This is a genomic window from Flavobacterium franklandianum (assembly GCF_007097365.1).
Taxonomy (GTDB): domain Bacteria; phylum Bacteroidota; class Bacteroidia; order Flavobacteriales; family Flavobacteriaceae; genus Flavobacterium; species Flavobacterium franklandianum.
On sequence record NZ_VJZR01000007.1, the window covers coordinates 63,297 to 85,265 of the forward strand.

A 21,969-nucleotide genomic window follows, 5' to 3' on the forward strand; every position below is an offset into this window, starting at 1 on the left:
AAGCGCTTTTTATAATGTTGAGAATGTTTAAAAAAGACAAAAAAAGATACTTTAGAAAAGATTAAACTGCAGCCTTCTTTGGAACAATTAGTTAGTTGGATTGCATTTTTTTAATCTAAAATAATTATCTACATCTACCGGAAGTCTAGTTGTCAAAAAGTTTCAGTAAATGACACCAACTTTTTGATTTAATTTGCGATTCAGAAAATATCCATTGCCTTTTCTTCTTCTTGAAATAAATCTCTACTTGCTTTAAAAAGTCTGAACATTTTAATTGCTTTTAATCGCAAATGAGTCATTCAAATTGGGTTGGTTGGGAATGGAAGTGAGATTATTTTCGTCTACTATGATTTTTTTAATCCCATCGTATTCACTGTATTTTTTTATAATATGAGATATTAACTCGTGATAATTTTCCAGACTTAAATGATTTTTTTTGACTCTGAGTTTGTCATAATTTAGGATTTTAGCATTGAAATACGGAACGAATGAATTATGGCATACTATTTCTTGGGTACAATTTTGCAAACCGATAAAATCAAAATCAACTTTAATTAAATCATTATCACCAGCGATATAATTTTTCGTACTATTTTTTAAAAAAGGCAATGATTTTATTGGATACCCTAAACCTAAAAGAGGTTCAATAAATATTCGATTTAATAAAGTATCTATTCGCTCGGCTGCTTTTAAATCTTTTTCAGAAAACGTCATAGGAATACAGTAATTATAGGAAAAAAAAGAGCCAACATGCGCAGTCTTTACTATTTTCTTAATTTTTTTAAAACCAATGGATTGGCAAAGTAAAACATGGTGTAAAACGGATAGAAAAATTTTTATTTTATTTTTACCAGAGGGATAAATTTCAAAAAGACTACTGGCACCAGTGAAAACAGAAGGTTCATTAAAAACTATCCAATAGGTTACTTTCCCTTTAAAAGCATTCACACAAATCGCTACATAATCTTCAAACCAATTTAGGCTTTCTCGATTAGACCAACCCCCGTTATTTTTTAATGCTGTTGGAAGACATGAGTCAAAAAGAGAGACCATAGGTTCAATCCTATTTTCTATACAAATATCAAGTATATCATTATAAAAATGAATAGCTTCAATATTGATTTCACCAATCCCATCTGGAATTATTCTAGACCAAGACAAAGAGAATCTAAAATGGAGAACCCCTGCTTGTTTAATTAACTCAATATCTTGTTTGTATTTTATTAATTCCGACTTGTAAAAAGAACTATCATTTGTATTAAAATAATTGACCTTTTTTAACAAAAGGCTCTTTTCTTTATTATTTATACTGTTTTCTTTGTAATATGACGAGCTCCCTAAAAACAAATCGTTCCCAAAGTCGTTCTTATTCAATAGTATTACATTCGTTTTTAAATTTTCTAAAATCATCTAAAACAATTAAAAATTATAAGTAGCTGATAAAGAAAAAGATCTTCCAAATTTCTGATTCCAAAAAAGGTCATCATCTGTTGAATTGTAGCCATCCTCGTAATGGAAGTCTCCTGTGAAAATATTGTTAGCTAAAGTTTCTAACGAACCGTATTCAGCAGTATTCTTATAATTATTTTGATAAAAAATCAAATCTTGAGCTAATATATTTTGGATATTGAACTTTAATTCTAGTTTGTTTTTATTGAAAGATTTAGCAACTTGTATGTCTAGGAAAGTTCTACCTTTTTCCCATATTGCAGGATCATTTTCACTAGACGCATATGCTATTCTGTTTCCAGCCCTATTGATATTGGCTGAAATAATCAAACCGTTTTCTTTGTTCATATATTGCAAACCGGCATTAAATACATAAGGAGATTGGCCTTGCATAGTTCTGCTAATTTCTGGATTTGCACCGTTGATTCCTTTAACATCCGCTTTCGATTTAATTATTGCTAGATTCGAAAACAGAGTAAAATCATCAAATACAGTAGTGTTTTCGGATGTGAATATCGAACTTAGTAATACCCTAAATTCCAGTTCAATGCCATTATTTACAGCACTATTCGCATTGGCGTAGCTAATCGTGTTGTTTATGGCTTGTTGGATGATTTCGATTGGATCTTTAAATTTTTTAATAAAATAGGATATAGTAAAGAGCTGCCCTTTTGAAGGATAAAACTCATATCGAAAATCATAATTTTGCACAGAAGCTCTTTTTAAATCTGGATTTCCTTGGGTGAAAAACTGTGTTGTAAAATCATAAAATCCAAAGGGAGCTAATTCTCTATATTCCGGTCTATTCAAAGTTTTTGAATAACTAAAACGGAGGTTTTGCTTGCTATTTATTGAAAATATTAAATTAGCTGAAGGCAAATAATCAGTTTTTTTGACATTAAGATCAACTACACCTTCTGTTTGGGTATCAGCATTTAGAGTTTGCACAAAATCTTCTACGCGAACTCCCCAAATTAATCTAAATTTCTTGTAACGGTTGTCTAGCATCACATAGGCAGCATTCAATTTCGAACCTGCAACATAACTATCTTCTTTTTTCGTATATTCATACAAAGTAAAACCATTTTTACCTGAAGAAAGCATTCCCATATTTTCATTTTTAAAAATGAATTCATCGGTTAGATACTCCAAATCTCGATCATATATTCCGCCGATACTTTGATACTGACTGTAAAAAAATTGTCTTGCAAAGAAATCCCTTTCTCGATTTTGAATATAACCACCTAACTTTATTTCATTGTTGAGTACTTTTCCAATGTCAAATTTTTTAGACACATCAAATTTGCCTCCAGAAATTGATTCTTTATTTTCCGAAAAAAACATACCACCACCATAATCAGAACTATTGCCAGGAGCACCAATAATAGCACGTGGAGAAGACTCCTTTGGGTCAGTGCTATTAGGATCCGCAATGATATAAACGTTTCTTCTCAAATTTGGGATTGTCCTTTGAATATTACTGTAAAAACCGGACCAAAACACTTTAATTTTAGGTTTCGTAAAATAATGTTCTCCATTTAATTGTCCAGAATAAATCATATTGCTAGTGAACCATCTCACATTCGAGTTGATTACCCGTGCATCGTTTACATCGTTTTTTCCAGTTCTCTCCACTACTAGGTCATTTGAATTGATACTCAAAATATTTTTTAAAAAAATACTATTATTTTCATCAAACTTCATGGTGAAATTTGCCAATGATCCCGTTAGCACTTGCTGACTATAATTGATGTCATTTTTCGTTTCTAGCAATACAGAAGGCAAACTTTGATTTGAATCATCCCATTTATTTCGAGCTATTTCATTTAAATTATTGGTTATACTGTGTGATACAGAGAAGAGTACTCCAAACACTTTTTCTCCAAAATCAAAATGGTGGCCTATAGAATATTGAAAACCAGTATTTGGTTTAAATTTAGTTTCATTAATAGCCCAATCGGACTCAAATGATTTTGCTATAGCCGCTGCTTCTGGCTTACCGTTCAATGCTTCAAAATCCTTAGTACTAGGAATTGTAGATGGTAAATTTCTGGCTCCATTATCGAAACCCAACCAGTCAGTACTACTGCCCTCATACTCTTTTTTACTTTTGAAAGTGGTAATAGAATTGTAACCAGAACCAATAGTAATAGATTGAAAATTCTTATCGGGAACCGATTTTGTATTGATTTGAATGACACCTCCAACAAATTCACCAGGTAAATCTGGAGAGGCCGTTTTAGTAATCACTAAATTATCCAGCATATTTGCAGGGAAAATGTCAAAAGAAAAGGCTTTTCTGTCCGGTTCGGAACTTGGTAAAGGAGCGCCATTGATTAAGGCTGTGTTGTATCTATCATTCAATCCCCTAATAATGACAAATTTATTGTCTTGAATACTAACGCCGCTTACTCTTTTTAAAACATCAGAGGTTGTTCTATCCGGTGTTCTTTTTATTGATTCGGCTGAGATACCATCGGAAACGGTTATGCTATTTTTTTGCGCGACCAACAAGGATTTAATTGATTCAGCTTTTGCTTTAGTTCTTGTAATGACTACTTCGTTAAGCTCATTTTTACTTTCTGCAATAGTAGTATTTAAATAGGTGATTTCATTAGTTTTCGTAATCACTTCAGAGATAATTTTGGGTACGTACCCTATGTATGAAAACTCTACATCATAACTTCCAGATGCTACATTCCTAAAAACAAATTTTCCGTCTGAATCTGTCGTCGTGCTCAATTTTTTATCTTTAATAATAACATTTACTCCCGGTAAAGCCCCACCATTAGATTCATCTACGACAGATCCACTTATGGAGCTATTCTGACCAAAAAAAAGGTGTGAAATCATTAAAAGAGCAAATGTGTAAATAAACTTCATGTTCATAATTTTATATTATAATCGCAAAATAAATGCAAAAACCAACAACGAAGGTTAACTTAAAATTAACAATTTATGATTAATAACTCTAAGTGCCCATCGTATCGTTAATTGTTTTATAACTAATTGATATATAATATTATAAATGAATTAAAGCGGTTTTTTTTTGATAAAACAACCTTTTAATCCTTTAAATAAACTGTTAAAATATAATTGAATGTTTAGAAATCGTTATATATACTTTGTCACTGAATTATTAAGAAATTAATTAAATATATTTGCGAAATAGTCTCAACTGATTTTATTTATATGAAAACCAACACGCTTTTTATTCTATTTATATTTGTATGTAATATTGTATTTTCACAAGAGAATTTAGACTCTAAAATAACTAAAGATTCTACTGCTATTGTCAAAGATTCTGCAATCGCTAAAGTGACTCCTCATAAATGGTCCATTGATATTGGGACAGGAATAAGTAATGGTACCAGACCCTACTCAGATGGATATTATAAGAGTATCAACAATCAATTATTTAATGGTTTTATATTTAACAATTATATGGTTGGAGTCAAGTATAATTTTTCTGAAATTGTTGGTGTAAAAATGGATGTTGCTTTTGATCGGTTTATTAATAGTAAAGAGACTAAGAGCAAACCATTTGAAGTAGCTCAATATAGAACTTCTATTCAAGCTGTATTCAATCTTAATAGTTTTATCAAATCTGTAAATTATGTATCAAGATTTAATTTATTATTTCGTGGGGGATTACATCTTGCTATACTGAAACCTATTGCAGCAGATTACAATAATAAAGTCAGTAATGGAGATAATTATGCTGGAGTTGTTATAGGCATCACACCGACAGTAAGAATTTCAAAAAAAACATCCATTTTTTTTGATGTAAGTTCTTATAGTAATTATGGACAAAATTTAACTTGGAACGGTAAACATTCCGAAGTAAGTAATAATACGGAAGGGCATATGTATTCCGCTACTTTTGGATTATCATTCGCTTTAGATAAATAACTGTAGTTGAACGCCAGTATAAAAAGTGCTGAATAAGAAAATTTAATGAATGTTTCCTGAAATTACTAATTTCCAATTTTATAAAAATAAATCAACTGAGATTTTACAGAAACTATACTTTTAAAAACTACATCAAAACAGTTTGAATGGACTCAGTTCCGTCTTCTTTATTGACAGTATTTGTTGTTTGTTTTTAGGTATTCAAACCAAAAGTATTTATATAAAAAGAAAAAAGAGGATAAAAGGAAAAAGTCAAAAAAGAAATAATACTAGCCAGATAAGCAGAAAAGTTAACAAAATACCAAGTTTGACTTTTTTAATAAAAGTTGAAACTTTTTTGTGAAAGATTGTTAATACTTTGCTGAATCATTTCCACTTTTTGCTGATGATTGTATTAGGAAATTTAAAGAAATCCCATTTATAATCATATCTAATTGTGTTTTTTGCAAATATTCAAGTTATAAAAGTCTCGCGTAGAATCATTTCGTTCGATTATCAGTCTATTAAGAGGCTAAATGGGGCTATTGATGGAAAATTATTTACCAAATTCTAGCGCATTGGAATGGTGCTTCAGGGTTTAAAAAAAAATATAAATTAAATTATTCTAGGGGGGTTATTCTGCTCCATTTTGGAGTGCGTAGTTCATCTGCCTTTTAATCCTTTTGTCTAATAATTTAAAAACCTATTGGATTAATTTGTATTTTTGTTTTGTTTAACATTAATATGTGAATTGAGTTAGGCTGAAATTCGTTTAATTAGTTGGTTGTTTGATTGACCAATTTTTTTTCGAAGCAGCTTATAAAAATAGTAGATTGTTAAAATGCGATTGATGCCAACGAAAAAATAAAAAATACTTTATTTAAGATGGGAATAGATAGTACTAAGAGTTACTTTTCAAAAGATAATATCAGGTTCAACATTCATAATTTGAGTTATTTACCAAGATGGATTATTGTATTAATTGATTTTTCAGTATTACTTCTATCTTTCTTTTTTACCTTTTTAATTTTTGAAGGAACAGGACTTGATTATATAGTAACTTCTCATTCTTTTGTATTTGTATGTTTTTTGTTTGGGGTCAATATATTTTTCTTTTGGTTGTTTAGAACTTATGCCGGAATAATCAGGCATTCCTCTTATATAGATGCTGTTAAGCTTTTATTTTCTCAAACTGCTGTATTGGTTTTCTTCCTTTTTTTTAATTTTTTGTTTGAATTGTACTTTCGCCAAAAAGCATTTTTGAACACTGCTTTTTTTATCAATATAGTACTTTCTTTTTGTGGGTTGTTTTTGTATCGCGTCGTTGTTAAGCAAACTTTTGAGCTTTATTTTGTTGAAAAGAACAATGCTAAATTAATCAAAACTATTATTTATGGTACTGATGCGAATGCTATCTCCATTGCCAATGCTTTAAAATTTGAAACCCCATCGCGTTTTAAAATTATAGGATTTGTTGATAAAAACAATCAAAACGCTTCGAAGCGAATGTTGGATTTACCCATTTTAATTCTCCGAAAAAAACTCCCTTCTTTATTGCGATCTGTTGGTGCCGAAGGCCTAGTAATCGCTGACAAAAGTTTGTCTAAAGAAGAACAAATTGCCATCATAGATCAATGTATAGAATTCAATTTTAAAGTATTTTCAATACCTACCATTTTAGACTGGGAAAATCAAAAAGAGATTTCCCAAAAAGTTAAAAACATTGAAATTGAGGATTTACTCGAAAGAGATCCTATTGTATTGGATACGATATCGATTTCAAAACAGTTGAAAGGTAAAACTATTTTGATAACGGGAGCCGCAGGGTCAATAGGAAGTGAAATTGTAAGGCAGGTATTGAGTTTTCAGCCCAGAAAAGTAATTATAATGGATCAGGCAGAAACGCCATTGCATCATATAGGTCTTGAGGTTGAGGCCTTAAAAGAAAATGTTATTATTCATTCGATAATTGCTGACGTTCGGGATAGAACCGCTATAGAAAGGGTTTTTAAATTGTATAAACCTGATATGGTTTACCATGCTGCGGCCTATAAACACGTGCCTTTGATGGAATGTAATCCCTCCCAGGCTATTCTTACCAATGTGAATGGAACTAAGAATCTTGCTGATTTATCTTGTGAGTATGGTGTAGAGAAATTTGTGATGATTTCTACTGATAAGGCGGTTAACCCTAGTAATGTTATGGGTGCCAGTAAAAGAATTGCCGAAAAATATGTACAATCGCTTCACTTAAAATGCCAAGAAAATAAAAAGTTATATTCCACTAAATTTATAACGACACGATTTGGAAATGTTTTAGGGTCTAATGGTTCAGTGGTACCTTTATTTTCGAAACAAATTGCCGAAGGCGGTCCTATTACCATTACGCATCCCGATATTATTCGGTATTTTATGACCATACCTGAGGCTTGCCAATTGGTTTTAGAAGCGGGTTCTATGGGTAATGGAGGTGAGATTTATATTTTTGATATGGGAAAACCAGTTAAGATTATCGATTTGGCCAAAAAGATGATTAAGTTGGCGGGTTATGTTCCAGATCGAGATGTCAAAATTAAAATTGTAGGGTTGCGACCTGGCGAAAAATTATACGAAGAGTTACTCAACGATACCTCTAAAACGTTACCTACCTATCACGATAAAATCATGATTGCTCAGGAAATTCAAGATGAATTTTCAGACTTGCACGTCAGTATTGAAGAACTTATAGGTATTGCAGCCTTCTTTGACAATGATGATATTGTTGCTAAAATGAAAAAGATAGTGCCTGAATTTATCAGTATGAATTCTACTTTTCAGGTATTGGATAAATAATAATTTAAAATCAATACAAAAAATCCAAATTCCAATGTAAGTAATGAGAACAAAATAGTGTCTTTTTTTTTACCATATAAGGCATATAGGAACATTTAAGTTTTTGATTGAATCGCTTATGTGAACTTATATGCCTTATATGGTAAGATTAAATGTGTAACTGTTTAAATACGACAATAATTGATTCTTTCTATTTAAATTGGGATTTGGATTTTTTTTTAATCTATTCTAAAAAACTGATTGTTGGCAATCACCTCTTTTAGAGGTATTGTCTCTTTTATCCTAATTTTTTGTTGGAATGCTGCCATATGATTGTTGTGATGCACATCAGAGCCTACGAAGCTATACATTCCTTTTTGGAGTAATTTTTCTGCAATTTTAGCAATTCCTTCGCCATAATATCCTACTACAGACAGTAGGTTCAATTGCAAAAGACAGCCTGCATTGATTAGTTTTTTATATTCTTCAAAATTATTGTGATAAAATACATACCGTTCCGGGTGAGCCAAAACGGGAATATAGCCCGCTACTTGCAAATCAAACAGAATAGAATACAACTGAATCGGTGCATTGATATAGGACATTTCGACTAAAACATAATTGTCTTTGAGTGTTAACAATTCCACTGATTGAAATAGCTTTACAAAAGAATCGTCCATCATATATTCTGCAGCAGCGCGAAAAGGAATGTGAATGTTGTTTTTATTCAATTCCTTACGAGTCACTTCTTCATTTGCTTTAATATTTTGGCTGTTGTTTTCCCAAAAGTTTTGGAAGATATGAGGAGTGGTAATGATTTGTGTAGTTCCAAGTCCTTGAAGCGCATTTATGAGGTGCAAGCTATCCTCAAACGTTTGGGCACCATCGTCAATTCCGGGTAAAAGATGGGAATGAATATCGATATAATTATCAGGAATTAGATCTTTAAGAAGCGGTTTTGATTTGAAAAATGATAGCATTTTGTAAAGTTACGAAAAATGTTGATTATGGTTTGTTGTTTGTGGTTTATTGTTTTTGAGTTTAAATTTGTTTTTTGGTTAGAGTTTAAATGTTTAAAGTTTAATAGAAACAAAAAAACAGCAACATCAATGGCAATGGCAATGGCAATTTCAAAATGGTATAACTGGTTAATCGGTTAATTCAGAAAAAAAAGGCAATATCAATATCTATGGCAATTTCAAAATAAGTTGACCCCCTAAATGGTGAAGTGGGTTGTATTGTATCTTAATTTTCATAGATCCATTTTTTGTCCTTTACTTCATAGCATTCGCTTTTAAAAAGTAAGCCACAGATTCACAGATTTTAAAGAGAAATCAATTTATGAAATGGATACTTGGGTTTAAAAACTCTTAAAACTATAGTGTTAAAACCAATTTTTATTGTTTATAATCTGTGGCATTTATTCTTTACAGCTGGATTTTATTGTAAAAGCGAATGCCTTACTTTACTTCTAATCTATAAAGTATTATATTTGCTTTCGAACAGTGCTAGGGATTATAGGTTTTGATGGTGATAAGAATTCCTTTTTTGTTCCATAGATTGAATTTATACTTACCCATGAACAGTACAGAAAATATCGAAAAAGAGTGGTTGTTTGAAATAACACCCAAGAATAAGTTTTTCACGCTCAATCTCAAAGAAGTTTGGCAATATCGCGATTTGCTGATGCTATTCGTCAAACGAGACGTGGTGACGGTTTACAAACAAACCGTATTGGGACCATTGTGGTATTTAATTCAGCCTTTGTTTACCTCGGTGACTTTTACTATTATTTTTAATACAGTAGCGGGAATCGATACGGGAACCATTCCCCCTTTTTTATTCAATTTGGCGGGTATTATGGTCTGGAATTATTTTACAGCCTGTCTCAGTGGCACTTCTGATACGTTCAAAGCTAATGCTAGTATTTTTGGAAAGGTTTACTTTCCTAGAATCATTACACCATTGTCCGTCGTAATCTCCAATTTAATCAAATTTGGCATTCAATTTTTTATTTTTGTTGCTTTTTACCTTTTCTATTTTATCCAAGGCGCTCCTTTGAGCCTAAATGTACACGTTTTATTTTTTCCTTTTTTAATCCTTTTGATGGGCATACTCGGATTGGGTTTAGGGATGTTGATTTCTTCTATGGTCACTAAATATAGGGATTTGAGCTATTTAATTAGTTTTGGTGTACAATTACTAATGTACCTTTCGGCAGTGATGTATCCTATGGCTTTGATAGGAGACAAAATGCCCGACTACGCTTGGTTGGTGCAGTACAACCCCTTGGCTTATATTATAGAAACGACCCGTTATATCCTCTTAGGAGTCGGAATGGTTTCTGTTTGGGGATTGGTTTATACCGTTTGCATTACCGTTATTGTGTTTTTTGTAGGTTTACTAGTTTTTAACAAGACCGAGAAGAGTTTTATTGATACGGTTTAGTCCCCCCAGCCCCCGAAGGGGGTGTATGAAGGGTTTGTTGTTTGTCAGTAGTAAAGGATAATCGTTTAACTGAGAAAAAAATCAATATCAATATCAATTTCAAACCCTAACATTGAACTTTTTAACAATTACTCCCAACTCCCAGCTTCCTTTCCAGTAATAAACATAAAGTTTTAGACATACTTTAATCTTTTTTTAATATCAATAAAATTTAATATATATTTAAAACTTTTATTATATTTGTAAATAATTTAAACGTAACGAAAACTAATGCCTTTTAAAATACCAAGTACTATTGTAAAAAGAGAGGACTACATCAAGAGGGTGCTTCCTTATATTGGCAAGAATTTGATAAAGGTTTTTACAGGGCAACGCCGTGTGGGAAAGAGCTATTTGTTGTTTCAAATTATGAATTATTTATTGGAGCAAGATAGTCAAGCAGCCATTGTTTATGTGAATAAAGAAGATATTGCTTTTTCTGCACTAAAAACAGCCCAAGATTTACACGATTATGTTTTGCAGCAAAAGTCAAATTCCGCTATGACCTATGTTTTTATAGACGAGATTCAAGATATTGAAAATTTTGAAACCGCTTTGCGTTCTTTGTTGCTTCACGACGATTTAGATTTGTATTGTACAGGTAGCAATGCCAATTTATTGTCAGGAGATATTGCGGGATATTTGAGTGGTAGAGCTATCGAAATTGTGGTGTATAGTTTGTCTTATCCCGAGTTTTTAGTTTTTCATTCTTTGAAAGAGAGTGTGCAAACGTTGGAAATGTACTTCAAATACGGTGGACTTCCTTATTTGAAAAATTTAGTATTAGAGGAGGCTGTAGTTTTTGAATATCTCAAAAATATTTACAACACCATTGTGTATCGGGACATAATAAATCGGTTTCCTATTCGTAATGTTTTGTTCTTAGAACAATTGGTTTTGTTTTTGGCTAGCAATATAGGGAGTCTTTTTTCGGCAAAAAAAATCAGTGATTTCTTAAAATCCCAGCATATCAATATGGCTTCTAATCAGGTGCAAACCTATAGTGACTATTTGGTCAATGCTTTTTTGATACACCGAGTCAGTAGATACGATTTAATAGGAAAGCGAATTTTTGAAACAGGAGAAAAATATTATTTTGAGAATCTGGGTATTCGCAATTCTTTGTGGGGATATCGTCTGGAAGACCGGGCTAAAATCATGGAGAATGTGGTGTATAATCATTTACTATTTCGAGGCTATCAGGTTCAGGTAGGCAATTTAGGGGCTTTAGAAATTGATTTTGTTGCCCAACGTGCAGGCGAAAAACTGTATGTGCAAGTGGCATTATCCATTAACGAACCCCAAACAATGGAAAGAGAATTTGGTAATTTAAAAAAGATTAATGATAATTTCCCAAAAGTGGTCATAACCCTTGATAAATTTGATGGCAATACAAATGAGGGAATACTAGCTACCGATTTACGAAGTTTTCTATTAACCTATTAATTAAAAATGTAAAACCCTACTTTCCATTAAAAAACAGCAAACCATCTAATCACATATTAGTTCATTTGAGAAAAATAAATAACTTTGTACGTTGTGGTGAAATGTTTAAAGTTTAAAATGGTTAATCACATAATCTAAACGAGAATCAAAAAATTAAATATCAATCCCTAACATTAAACCTTTAAACTCTTAAACAACCTCTAACTCCCAACTTCTAACTCCCAACTTCTAACTTCTAACCTCCCACTTCTACCCTTGAAAGATATTATCCTCAAAGCCGAAAATAGCTCTGGCACCATACCATTTATAAAAAAAAAGATTTTGTTATCTTTGTCACAATGAATAAAAATCTTTACATAATTGCAGGATGTAATGGAGCAGGAAAGACAACGGCCTCTTTCACTATATTGCCAGAAATTTTAAATTGCAAAGAATTTGTAAATGCTGATGAGATTGCAAAAGGATTGTCTCCCTTTCAGCCCGAAAAAGTTTCCTTTGAAGCGGGGCGAATAATGATTAATAGGATAAATGAACTCCTAGAAATTAATAAGAATTTTGCTTTTGAAACTACTTTAGCTACCAAAAGTTATAAATCTAAAGTGATAGTTGCTCAAAAGAAAAATTATACTGTAACTTTATTATTTTTTTGGTTGCAAAATGTGGATTTAGCTATTGAAAGGGTCAAAACAAGAGTGAATGAAGGGGGTCACAATATTGAAACAGAAGTTATAAGGCGAAGATATATAAACGGAATAAGGAATCTCTTTGCAATTTATCTTTCGGTGGTTGATGAAGTACTGATTTATGATAATTCAGGAGGAAAACCAGAATTAATTGCAGAGAAAACCTTAGAATCGGAAATTACTATTGTGAATGAATTGAAATTCAATAAATTAAAAAAACAATACCATGAGTACGTATAAAAGAACGCCCAATCAAACTAAAATAATTGAAGGAATGGATAAAGTTTATGAAAAGCTGATTGAATTCAAAAAGAAAATGAATAGTGAATTAGTGATTCTTAAAGAAGATAAAATCGTAAGAATAAAACCTTAAGTATATAGTTTAATCGGTTAATTGTTTCACTGAGAAAAAACACTTTCAATGGCACTTTCAATTCCTAATATTAAACTCTTAAACAACTTCTAACTCCCAACTTCTAACTTCTAATCTCCCACTTCTACCCTTGAAAGACATTATCCTCAAAGCCGAAAACATCTCTAAACAATACCGCCTTGGGCAGGTGGGGACTGGCACGCTCAGTCACGACCTGAATCGTTGGTGGCATCAGTTGCGGGGCAAAGAAGATCCATACCTCAAGATTGGTGATACCAATGACCGAAGTACCAAAGGCGAAAGCGATTATGTTTGGGCACTGCAAGACATCAATTTTGAAGTAAAACGAGGCGAAGTATTGGGTATTATAGGCAAGAACGGAGCGGGAAAATCGACCTTGCTGAAAATATTATCTAAGGTTACTGCACCTACCACTGGGAGTATCAAATGTAGAGGGCGTATTGCTTCTTTGCTCGAAGTAGGAACAGGATTTAATGGAGAAATGACGGGACGTGAAAACATCTTCCTGAACGGAGCCATTTTGGGAATGACCAAAAAAGAAATTGACTCCAAGCTAGACGAAATAATTGAATTCTCGGGTTGCCAACGCTACATTGACACACCTGTAAAACGCTACAGCAGCGGAATGACGGTACGATTGGCTTTTGCTGTTGCTGCTTTTCTGGAACCAGAGATTTTGGTGATCGATGAGGTTCTTGCTGTGGGCGATGCCGAGTTCCAGAAAAAAGCCATTGGCAAGATGCAGGATATTTCCAAACAAGGAGGGAGAACAGTTTTATTTGTGAGTCATAATATGGCGGCAATTCAAAAGTTATGTACCAAATGTATTTTGTTACAGAACGGAAAATTTATTATGGAAGGAAAGACAGAGGATGTTATAAACTTCTATTTGAGCCAGTCTGTTTTAAATGATTCTGAATATGTATTTAATACTAAATTGTCTGGATCAAAATTAGCTTATGCCACCAAGTTAACTATTGAAGATAGTTATGGGAATTTAATGAATGAAATACCAATAGGTAAACCTTGGAGAGTTAAAATTCATTTCACGGTAAGTGAAAAAACAAAAAATTTAGTTATTGGACTTGGAATGGCAGATATGATAGATACACCTATCAGAACCTCTTGGGCGATGCCCACTGATTATGATCCAGGGAATTATTTTGCCTCATTTACAGAAGAAAAAATTAAATTTAATAGTGGGCAATATAAATTGATTGTAGGGATTTCAAGAGGTTCAGAGTCGATTGATTATATAGATAAAGACATTGTTTTAACTATCTCCGATGTAGTTTATGAACAAGAGGAGTCTATTGTCAATAATAAAAGTGGATTAATAGTTGATCAAATGAAAACAAAAATTGAACAAATTTACTAAGTATGACTATTTACAACAGGGATAATTATATTTTAACCGATTCACCATTAAAAAAAGATCTTTTAAAATTATTTAAGAAGAATGATAAATTGACTATTTTAGATATTGGTGGTTGTGAAGGTGAAGAGTCTATCCGATATTCTAGAATTTTTCCTTTTTCTTCTATCTATGTTTTTGAGCCATTGCCTGATAATCAAAAACTCGTTGCGGAAAACATAATAAAATATAAAGTTGAAAATGTGGCACTTATCCCATTTGCAGTTTCTGATGAAGAAGGGATTTCTCAATTTTATGTTTCATCTGGTCATCCAGAAAATCAACCCAAGGATTTGGACTGGGATTTTGGGAACAAATCTAGTTCTCTTCTTACTCCAGAATTTAATCCCCACAAATGGCTTAATTTTAATGACACAATTAATGTTAAAACAATTACATTGAATTCATTTTTGGCTAATAATAAAATTAATAATGTAGATTTTATTCATATGGATGTTCAAGGAGCGGAATTAAAAGTTTTAACAGGAGCTAATGATTTTATTAAAGAAACTAAAGCAATTTGGTTGGAAGTTGCAGATATTGAACTATACAAAAATCAACCTTTGAGGAAGGATATTGAAAACTTCATGGATTCAAATGGATTTAATCTGGTGAAATCAGAAATTGATTGTCAGGTTGGGGATCAGTTTTATTTAAATAAAAAATATTACAAAATCATCTCACTTTTTAACAGACGACTTCAATTTTATTTAAAAAAATAAAGTAAACTATTTTTAATTTAATTATTATCCAAATAAAAACTTCTGATGAGACTTAAAAGATTTATTGAAAGATTTATTATAAAACTTACTAAAACAATTTTAAAAAAAAGAATTGGTCAAAAACAATATCAAAATTTGTTTGAAAGTTTTTATTCCATCTCTTTGCATGGCATGAATATTGGAGGAGGTTCTGAAACAGATACTTCTGGTGAAAAAAACGCCTTGTTTTATATAAAAAATAAGTTGAAAAAATCGAATCAATTAGTGATTTTTGATGTTGGCTCAAATATTGGGTTATATACGATTTTGTTAAATGAAGTGTTTAGTGAACATTCAAAAATTCTTTCATTTGAACCTTCAAAAAAAACATTTAACAAGTTAAGTATAAACACAAGTCATATTAAAAAAACAAATTTGTATAATTTTGGATTTGGAAATTCAAACACTTTTTTAACACTTTATTACAACCAAGAAGAATCTGGTTTGGCAAGTGTTTACGAAAGAAGATTAGATCATTTTAATATTAAAATGGATTTAAAGGAAGAAATTGAAATCAAGACTATCGATTCATTTTGTGAAGAAAATAATATTGTTCATATTAATTTTTTAAAACTTGATGTTGAGGGTCACGAATTAAGTGTTTTAAATGGTGCTGTAAAAATGCTAAATAGCCATAAAATAGATTTTATACAATTTGAATTTGGAGGCTGCAACATAGATTCCAGAACCTACTTTCAAGACTTTTATTATTTATTAAGTAAAGATTTTTATATCTATCGAATTGTAAAAGATGGTTTACATAAAATCAATAATTATAGAGAGATGTACGAGGCCTTTACTACTACAAATTATTTGGCCGAGCGAAAAGATATATAATGCTGATTATAAAATTACAAGGAGGTCTAGGCAATCAAATGTTTCAATATGCATTTGCAAGTATTCTTGCCCAAAAGAATAAAACAAAGGTTGTAATAGAGGGTAGTATCTTTGAACGGGTTGAAAAAACTCCTGGATTTACACCTAGAAAATTTGAATTGTTCATTTTTGATAATCAGTATGATAGGGTTTCAGAATCAGATGTTATTTCGTTCCATCATTTATCTAAAATAAATAAGGCAAAAAAAAAAATAGGTTTAAATTATCCTAAAATATATAATGAACCTTCGTTTGGTTTTCAAACGGATGCTTTGTCAATTAAATCTCCTGTTTATCTAAAAGGATATTTTCAGAGTTGTAAATACCTTATAGGTTATGAGAATTTTATAAGGGAACTATTTTCTTTTCCTGTTGATACATTAGACGAAATTAATAAAGAATTACTAATAAAAATTAAGAACTTCAATTCAATTGCAATTCACATTAGAAGAGGTGATTATGTGAATGATAAAATGACTGCAGAATATCACGGAAGTTGTGGTTTAGACTATTATTTGGAAGCTATAAAACTAATGGCTTCAAAAAACAAAGATTTTACTTTAGTGTTCTTCTCGGACGATAGCGATTGGGTCAAAGAACAATTTAATGATTTGCCTTATCCAAAAATAGTTGTTGAACATAATAAAGGAGAAGATAGTTGGAAAGATATGCTGTTGATGAGTTCTTGCCATCATAATATCATTGCCAATAGTTCATTTAGTTGGTGGTCAGCTTGGTTGAATATAAATTCTGATAAAACAGTAATTGCACCAAAAAAATGGTTTGAAACAAAAGATTTGAACACTCAAACATTATTGCCTGAAGAATGGATAAAATTATAAATGCACCAGTAGTTTCGGTCATTATGCCTGCTTACAATGCTTCGAATTACATTCAGGAGGCTATCAATTCTGTAATTGCACAAACATATACTGACTGGGAATTGATTATTGTTGATGATGGTTCTACTGATGCAACTTCATCCATAATAGCAAACAATAGCAATCAAGAGGGTCGTATAAAGAGTTTTTACCAAGAAAACGGAAAACAAGGTAAAGCAAGAAATTTAGGAATCACTAAAGCAAGTGGTTCGTATATAGCATTTTTGGATGCTGATGATTTATGGTTACCAGAAAAATTAGAAATTCAATTGCAAGAAATCAAAGAGGAAAATGTAGATTTAGTTTTTTCAGATTCTTATATTTTTAATAATGATAATGTTTTCGATAGAAGTAGAAAGATGAATACTCTTAACCAAATTTTTAGAGGTGAGGAAGCATTGAAACATTTTCTTGATGGCAATAGAATTCCTACCCTTACTGTATTAGTTAAAAAGGAAAGGATAAAATTTGTTAATGGCTTTACTGAAAAAAAAGAAATTCCTCTTGCCGAAGACTATCATTTGTGGTTAAAGATGTTAATTAGTGGTTTCGTTTTTTACGGTTCTGGTAAAATATTAGCTTCTTATAGAGTTCACGGAGAATCTTCTACTAGTCAAGATAAATTAGCCAATAAACAACTCCCTGAGGTCTTTTTTGATTTGCTACAAAATAATTCTGAAGCAAAACCAATACTTTTAAGCGCTATAAAGAAAGTATTCAGAAAACAGTATAATGGAAGAATTTATACAAAATCAGATTTTTATTTTGTTATAAATGAAAATTGTCGTTATTTGGATAAGCGATTCTATGCCCCTTTTTATAAAATTATCAACTATTTTCTTGGAACGAAAATAACCAAGAAGTTTTTAAATCATTTGTTAAATGCCTAAAGTCTCCATCATCGTTCCCTGCTATAACCAAGCTCAATTTTTGGATGAGGCTTTGCAATCGGTTTTAGACCAGACCTACATTGATTGGGAATGCATCATCGTCAATGACGGCAGTACAGACCATACGGAAGAGGTGGCCCAAAGATGGGTATCAAAAGACAGTCGATTTGTTTGTTTGAAAAAAGAAAATGGCGGGTTGAGTAGTGCTAGGAATGCGGGTTTAGAAGCAGTAAAAGGGGAGTATATCCAGTTTTTGGATTCGGATGATTGGATTGCTAATACCAAATTAGAATTATCGATAAATATGCTTCAGGAAGCATTTGATAATAATGTAAAAATAGCAATATCTAATTTTAGAAGGTTTATTAATAAAGTTGAAGAGCCTATGCTTAATTCTGGAATCTTAAAAGACGAATTCTTTAATTTTGACAGCATACTTTATAAATGGGATGATACTTTTACAATACCAATTCATTGTGGTTTATTTGAAAAAACATTATTTCAAAATTTTAAATTTCCTGAAGAGTTAGGGGCAAAAGAAGACTGGATTATGTGGGTAAGTTTGTTTTATAAAGATTGTAAAGCTGTTCATATTAATGAAGTATTAGCATTATATAGGATAAATATTGATGGTCTAACTCATAAAGATATGACACAGGATATAATTAAAGCACATAATATTTTTAGATTAATTCTTTCAGAAGAAGAATTTAATAAATTGTCTGAAATTTTATTTGTTAGGTATATTAATTATACGAGTTATTTAAAATTTAGTCTTATTAATATTCAAAAATCGAATAGATATAGGGTTGGAAATATGATAAAAAAAAGTTTGTATAAATTAGGGGTATTGAAAATGTCAAAAAAAATATTAAAAAATGTACTCAAAGTGAAAATCTTTTCAAAGTACTTTTAGGTTTCCAACTTTTTTAAAATAAAATCGTAAAAAGATAATGTCAACAGTTGCCATAGTGATTCCGGTTTATAAAAACGAAATGTCTCCATTTGAAACCATTTCATTGCAACAATGTTTTGCTGTTTTAGGGAATTACCCGATTGTTTTTATTTGTCCAAAAAAAATGGAGTTGGGTTCATTTCATCAGGATTACTCTAATAAGGCTAAATTTCTTTTTTTTGATGATGATAATTTTGAGTCTTTAATTACTTATAATCAAATGATGTTATCAGTTTGGTTTTATTCTCATTTTATTAATTATAATTATATTTTAATTTATCAATTAGATAGTTTTGTATTCAAGGATGAATTGATGTTTTGGGTAAACAAAGGATACTCTTATGTAGGTGCTCCATGGTTTCTTGGTAATTCAAATGATGATTCCGTAAATGAATTTTTTGGAGTGGGTAACGGAGGGTTCTCATTGCGAAATATTAAAGACAGCATTAGGGTTTTAAAAAGCAGAAAAAAAATAAGAAGTTTCAAAGAATTTATTTTGCAATGTAAAAAAACAAAAGTTACATTATATTGGCTTGACGCATTTAAGCAATATTATAGATCTTATTCATTTAAAAATTTGCATAGAAACCGATTGGACAATGAAGATAAAATGTTTTGTTTAGCTGGTAAAAGAATTAAGGGATTTACTATTCCTGATGCACCACTTGCTGCTTCTTTTTCGTTTGAAATGCAACCAAAAAAATTATATAATTTGAATAATAATCAATTGCCATTTGGAAGTCATGCTTGGTGGAAATATGATTTAAAATTCTACAAGCCTATTATAGAAAAATTTGGATATTCTATGAATTTAAAAAATATAAAGAAGTAACTGTGCCTAAAATATCCATCATAACGGTAAATTATAACGATGCTATTGGTTTAGAAAAAACCATTGTGTCGGTATTAAATCAGACCTATTCCGATTTTGAATATATTGTCATAGATGGTAATTCTACTGATGGAAGTAAAGAAGTAATCCTAAAATATCAAGATCAATTGACTTATTGGGTTAGTGAACCTGATAAAGGGATTTATAATGCGATGAATAAAGGAATAAATAGTGCTATTGGGGACTATTTATTGTTTATGAATAGTGGGGATGTACTAGTTGACGATGCCACTATTTTGAAAATTTGTAGCGAAAAATTAAAAGAAGATATTGTTGCTTTTGACTGTTTTTTAGAAAAAGACAATGCGATTACCGGAAGAAGAACCCATATCGAAAATCCCACATTATTTTATGTGTACAAAAAGGGGTTTAAACACCAAAGTACATATATAAAACGAAGTTTATTCCAAAAAGTTGGACTTTACAATGAAAGCTATATGATTGCCGGCGATCATGAGTTTTGGATTCGTAGTTTTCTAAACTCCACTACAACTTCAAAAAGTTATACGACTCCAATTGCGATTTTTCAATTGAATGGAATTTCACAAACAAGTACTTGGGGACAAGAGTATCAAAGAATAGAAAACGAGTTACTGCCAAATTTGATGACAGACTTTCGTTTATTGGAACAATTATTACCGTATCAGAATTCAAGAATTTTAACTGTAATAATAAATCTTCAAAAAATTTTTAAAAGTATAAGTCGTAAATTTAACTAATTCTTGAGACTTTAAAATTATTAAACTAGAAGAAACTTGGTTAGAAAATAAAAAGAATGCCTAATTTTGGTTGCGGTTTTGAAGTTATAAATGGTATTTTTAGCTTCAAACTATTTCGAATTTTCATAAGCAAATTGAATGATTGCATATTCAAAACAAATAGATTATAATGAAATTTTTAGTAATTGAACAGGATTTAAGAGTTTGGGGGACCAGTCAAGGGATTATATCCCGTTCTTTTTTGGCAAAATTAAGAAAAGCCTATCCCCAATCGATTATTGACGTAGTGTATTTAAAGCAAAGTGAAAGTGAAGACTGTCTGGATTTATTGCCAGTTAATTCTATTAAGACGTATGTTTTAGATTTGAAAATTCCTTTTTATACCAAGTTGTTCAATAAATTTTATTGGCGTTTTTTTCATGTTTCATTGATTAGAAATAACATTCACAAAGTATTCGGATCCTATATTACGAAGATTGACTATCAGCAATACGACCATATTTTTATTCGAAGTGCAGGATTGGATTGTGAAACCATCTTGGGCGCTAAAGATTTATCCATCCTTAAAAAATCTATTATTACTTTCAATGAGCCTTATCCTACATTTTGGTGTACAGGTTCAATCAGTCCATTGACAAATTTAGAGCTTTTTAAAGTAAAGGAAATGTTTGAAGTGGTCAATCAAGCAAAATCTTGTATGGCTACTGAAATTTTGTCTGAAGATTTGCAATATTTATATGGTTCGAGAAAGAAATTTTACAATTTGCCCCATCAATACGACGAGAGTGTTTTTGATTTATCGAAGATGGAAAATGTTTATAAAAAGAATAAAAAAATCATGATTTCTTATCAAGGGGCGATTCAGTTTGGTAGAAATGTGGAAATTCTTTTAGACGCTTATCAAGAATTGTTAGAAAATAATCTGCTGTACATTGAAAATACGGAGTTTGTTTTGCGATTAAAAGGGATAGATAAGAAGAAATTGGTAGTCAAATATTCAAAATGTTCCAACATTAAAATCTTGGATTTTGCCAGTTTTTCTGATTCTTGTAATGAGCAAATGCATCAAGCCGATATTAACATCATTTTGGAGAATGGCCCTTTGTATTGTAATGTTTTGGTTGGTAAAGCACCCTTTCTGGCAGCAACGCAGAAACCAATTCTCTCCATTTCTCCTGAAAGAAGTGAAATGCAAAGGATAATTACGGACCCTAAATATATTGCCAATTGCAATGATAAGGAAGAAATAAAACAAAAACTGGAAATCTTGATAGTTGATCGATTGAATTCTGATGCAGCAGTATTTCCTTTTGGGGATTATTTTAGTGAGGAAAATTTTAAAAAACTGTTAGATGCTGTTTTGTTTGACTCAAGTGGCCATTCATAAGAGATTCTTGAATGCGTTATTAGATTTATAGAA

18 protein-coding genes are annotated in these 21,969 nt (G+C 31.1%); 15 read left to right on the forward strand and 3 right to left on the reverse strand.

The annotated features are described in order from the left end of the window. Positions 1-270: 270 nt before the first annotated feature. A complete protein-coding gene (locus FNW17_RS09535; RefSeq protein WP_144071515.1) occupies positions 271-1,410 on the reverse strand; it encodes a family 1 glycosylhydrolase in 1,140 nt (379 codons plus the stop codon). A 9-nt stretch (positions 1,411-1,419) separates the two neighbouring features. Then, entirely contained in the window at positions 1,420-4,332 is a 2,913-nt protein-coding gene (locus FNW17_RS09540; protein WP_185965290.1) for a TonB-dependent receptor, read from the reverse strand. 309 nt (positions 4,333-4,641) lie between these two features. Here FNW17_RS09540 and FNW17_RS09545 point away from each other — a divergent pair, with 309 nt between their 5' ends. Together FNW17_RS09545 and FNW17_RS09550 are read left to right on the forward strand one after the other, a co-directional pair. Further along, a complete protein-coding gene (locus FNW17_RS09545) occupies positions 4,642-5,361 on the forward strand; it encodes a hypothetical protein (protein ID WP_143391758.1) in 720 nt (239 codons plus the stop codon). 864 nt (positions 5,362-6,225) lie between these two features. Further along, on the forward strand, positions 6,226-8,172 hold the full coding sequence (locus tag FNW17_RS09550) for a polysaccharide biosynthesis protein (RefSeq protein WP_143391757.1): 1,947 nt from the start codon (positions 6,226-6,228) through the stop codon (positions 8,170-8,172). 218 nt (positions 8,173-8,390) lie between these two features. Here FNW17_RS09550 and FNW17_RS09555 read toward each other — a convergent pair whose 3' ends face one another. Then, positions 8,391-9,131 (reverse strand): tyrosine-protein phosphatase, encoded by a 741-nt coding sequence (locus tag FNW17_RS09555; RefSeq protein ID WP_143391756.1) that lies wholly within the window; start codon positions 9,129-9,131, stop codon positions 8,391-8,393. A gap of 598 nt (positions 9,132-9,729) precedes the next feature. On the opposite strand from FNW17_RS09555, the gene FNW17_RS09560 reads away from it, so the two are divergent. The 13 genes from FNW17_RS09560 (at position 9,730) to FNW17_RS09615 (ending at position 21,936) form a co-directional block, all read left to right on the forward strand. Further along, positions 9,730-10,599, forward strand: coding sequence for an ABC transporter permease (locus tag FNW17_RS09560; RefSeq protein ID WP_143391755.1), 870 nt, complete (start codon positions 9,730-9,732; stop codon positions 10,597-10,599). Positions 10,600-10,869: 270 nt separating this feature from the next. Next, complete coding sequence (locus FNW17_RS09565) at positions 10,870-12,084, forward strand: ATP-binding protein (protein WP_143391754.1); 1,215 nt, start codon at positions 10,870-10,872, stop codon at positions 12,082-12,084. A gap of 338 nt (positions 12,085-12,422) precedes the next feature. Further along, entirely contained in the window at positions 12,423-13,007 is a 585-nt protein-coding gene (locus FNW17_RS09570; protein ID WP_143391753.1) for a zeta toxin family protein, read from the forward strand. After that, positions 12,994-13,140 (forward strand): hypothetical protein, encoded by a 147-nt coding sequence (locus FNW17_RS16325; protein WP_185964850.1) that lies wholly within the window; start codon positions 12,994-12,996, stop codon positions 13,138-13,140. Before FNW17_RS09570 ends, FNW17_RS16325 begins: the two co-directional genes overlap by 14 nt. Before the next feature lie 130 nt (positions 13,141-13,270). Then, positions 13,271-14,539: an ABC transporter ATP-binding protein gene (locus FNW17_RS16530; protein ID WP_143391752.1), complete on the forward strand. Its 1,269-nt coding sequence runs from the start codon at positions 13,271-13,273 to the stop codon at positions 14,537-14,539. Positions 14,540-14,541: 2 nt separating this feature from the next. Next, positions 14,542-15,297, forward strand: a complete 756-nt coding sequence (locus FNW17_RS09580; protein WP_143391751.1) for an FkbM family methyltransferase — start codon at positions 14,542-14,544, stop codon at positions 15,295-15,297. 45 nt (positions 15,298-15,342) lie between these two features. Beyond that, entirely contained in the window at positions 15,343-16,173 is an 831-nt protein-coding gene (locus FNW17_RS09585; RefSeq protein WP_143391750.1) for an FkbM family methyltransferase, read from the forward strand. Then, positions 16,173-17,054, forward strand: coding sequence for an alpha-1,2-fucosyltransferase (locus FNW17_RS09590; RefSeq protein WP_143391749.1), 882 nt, complete (start codon positions 16,173-16,175; stop codon positions 17,052-17,054). The genes FNW17_RS09585 and FNW17_RS09590 overlap by 1 nt, the downstream gene beginning before the upstream one ends. Further along, the gene (locus tag FNW17_RS09595) at positions 17,039-17,983 is read left to right on the forward strand and encodes a glycosyltransferase family 2 protein (protein ID WP_143391748.1); all 945 of its coding nucleotides are present in this window, start codon (positions 17,039-17,041) and stop codon (positions 17,981-17,983) included. Before FNW17_RS09590 ends, FNW17_RS09595 begins: the two co-directional genes overlap by 16 nt. Continuing rightward, on the forward strand, positions 17,976-18,899 hold the full coding sequence (locus FNW17_RS09600) for a glycosyltransferase family 2 protein (protein WP_143391747.1): 924 nt from the start codon (positions 17,976-17,978) through the stop codon (positions 18,897-18,899). The genes FNW17_RS09595 and FNW17_RS09600 overlap by 8 nt, the downstream gene beginning before the upstream one ends. Positions 18,900-18,936: 37 nt before the next feature. After that, complete coding sequence (locus FNW17_RS09605) at positions 18,937-19,770, forward strand: DUF5672 family protein (protein ID WP_143391746.1); 834 nt, start codon at positions 18,937-18,939, stop codon at positions 19,768-19,770. A 2-nt stretch (positions 19,771-19,772) separates the two neighbouring features. Next, positions 19,773-20,549, forward strand: a complete 777-nt coding sequence (locus tag FNW17_RS09610) for a glycosyltransferase family 2 protein (RefSeq protein WP_185964849.1) — start codon at positions 19,773-19,775, stop codon at positions 20,547-20,549. 169 nt (positions 20,550-20,718) lie between these two features. Then, a complete protein-coding gene (locus FNW17_RS09615) occupies positions 20,719-21,936 on the forward strand; it encodes a glycosyltransferase family protein (protein WP_143391744.1) in 1,218 nt (405 codons plus the stop codon). The last annotated feature ends 33 nt before the right edge of the window (positions 21,937-21,969 follow it).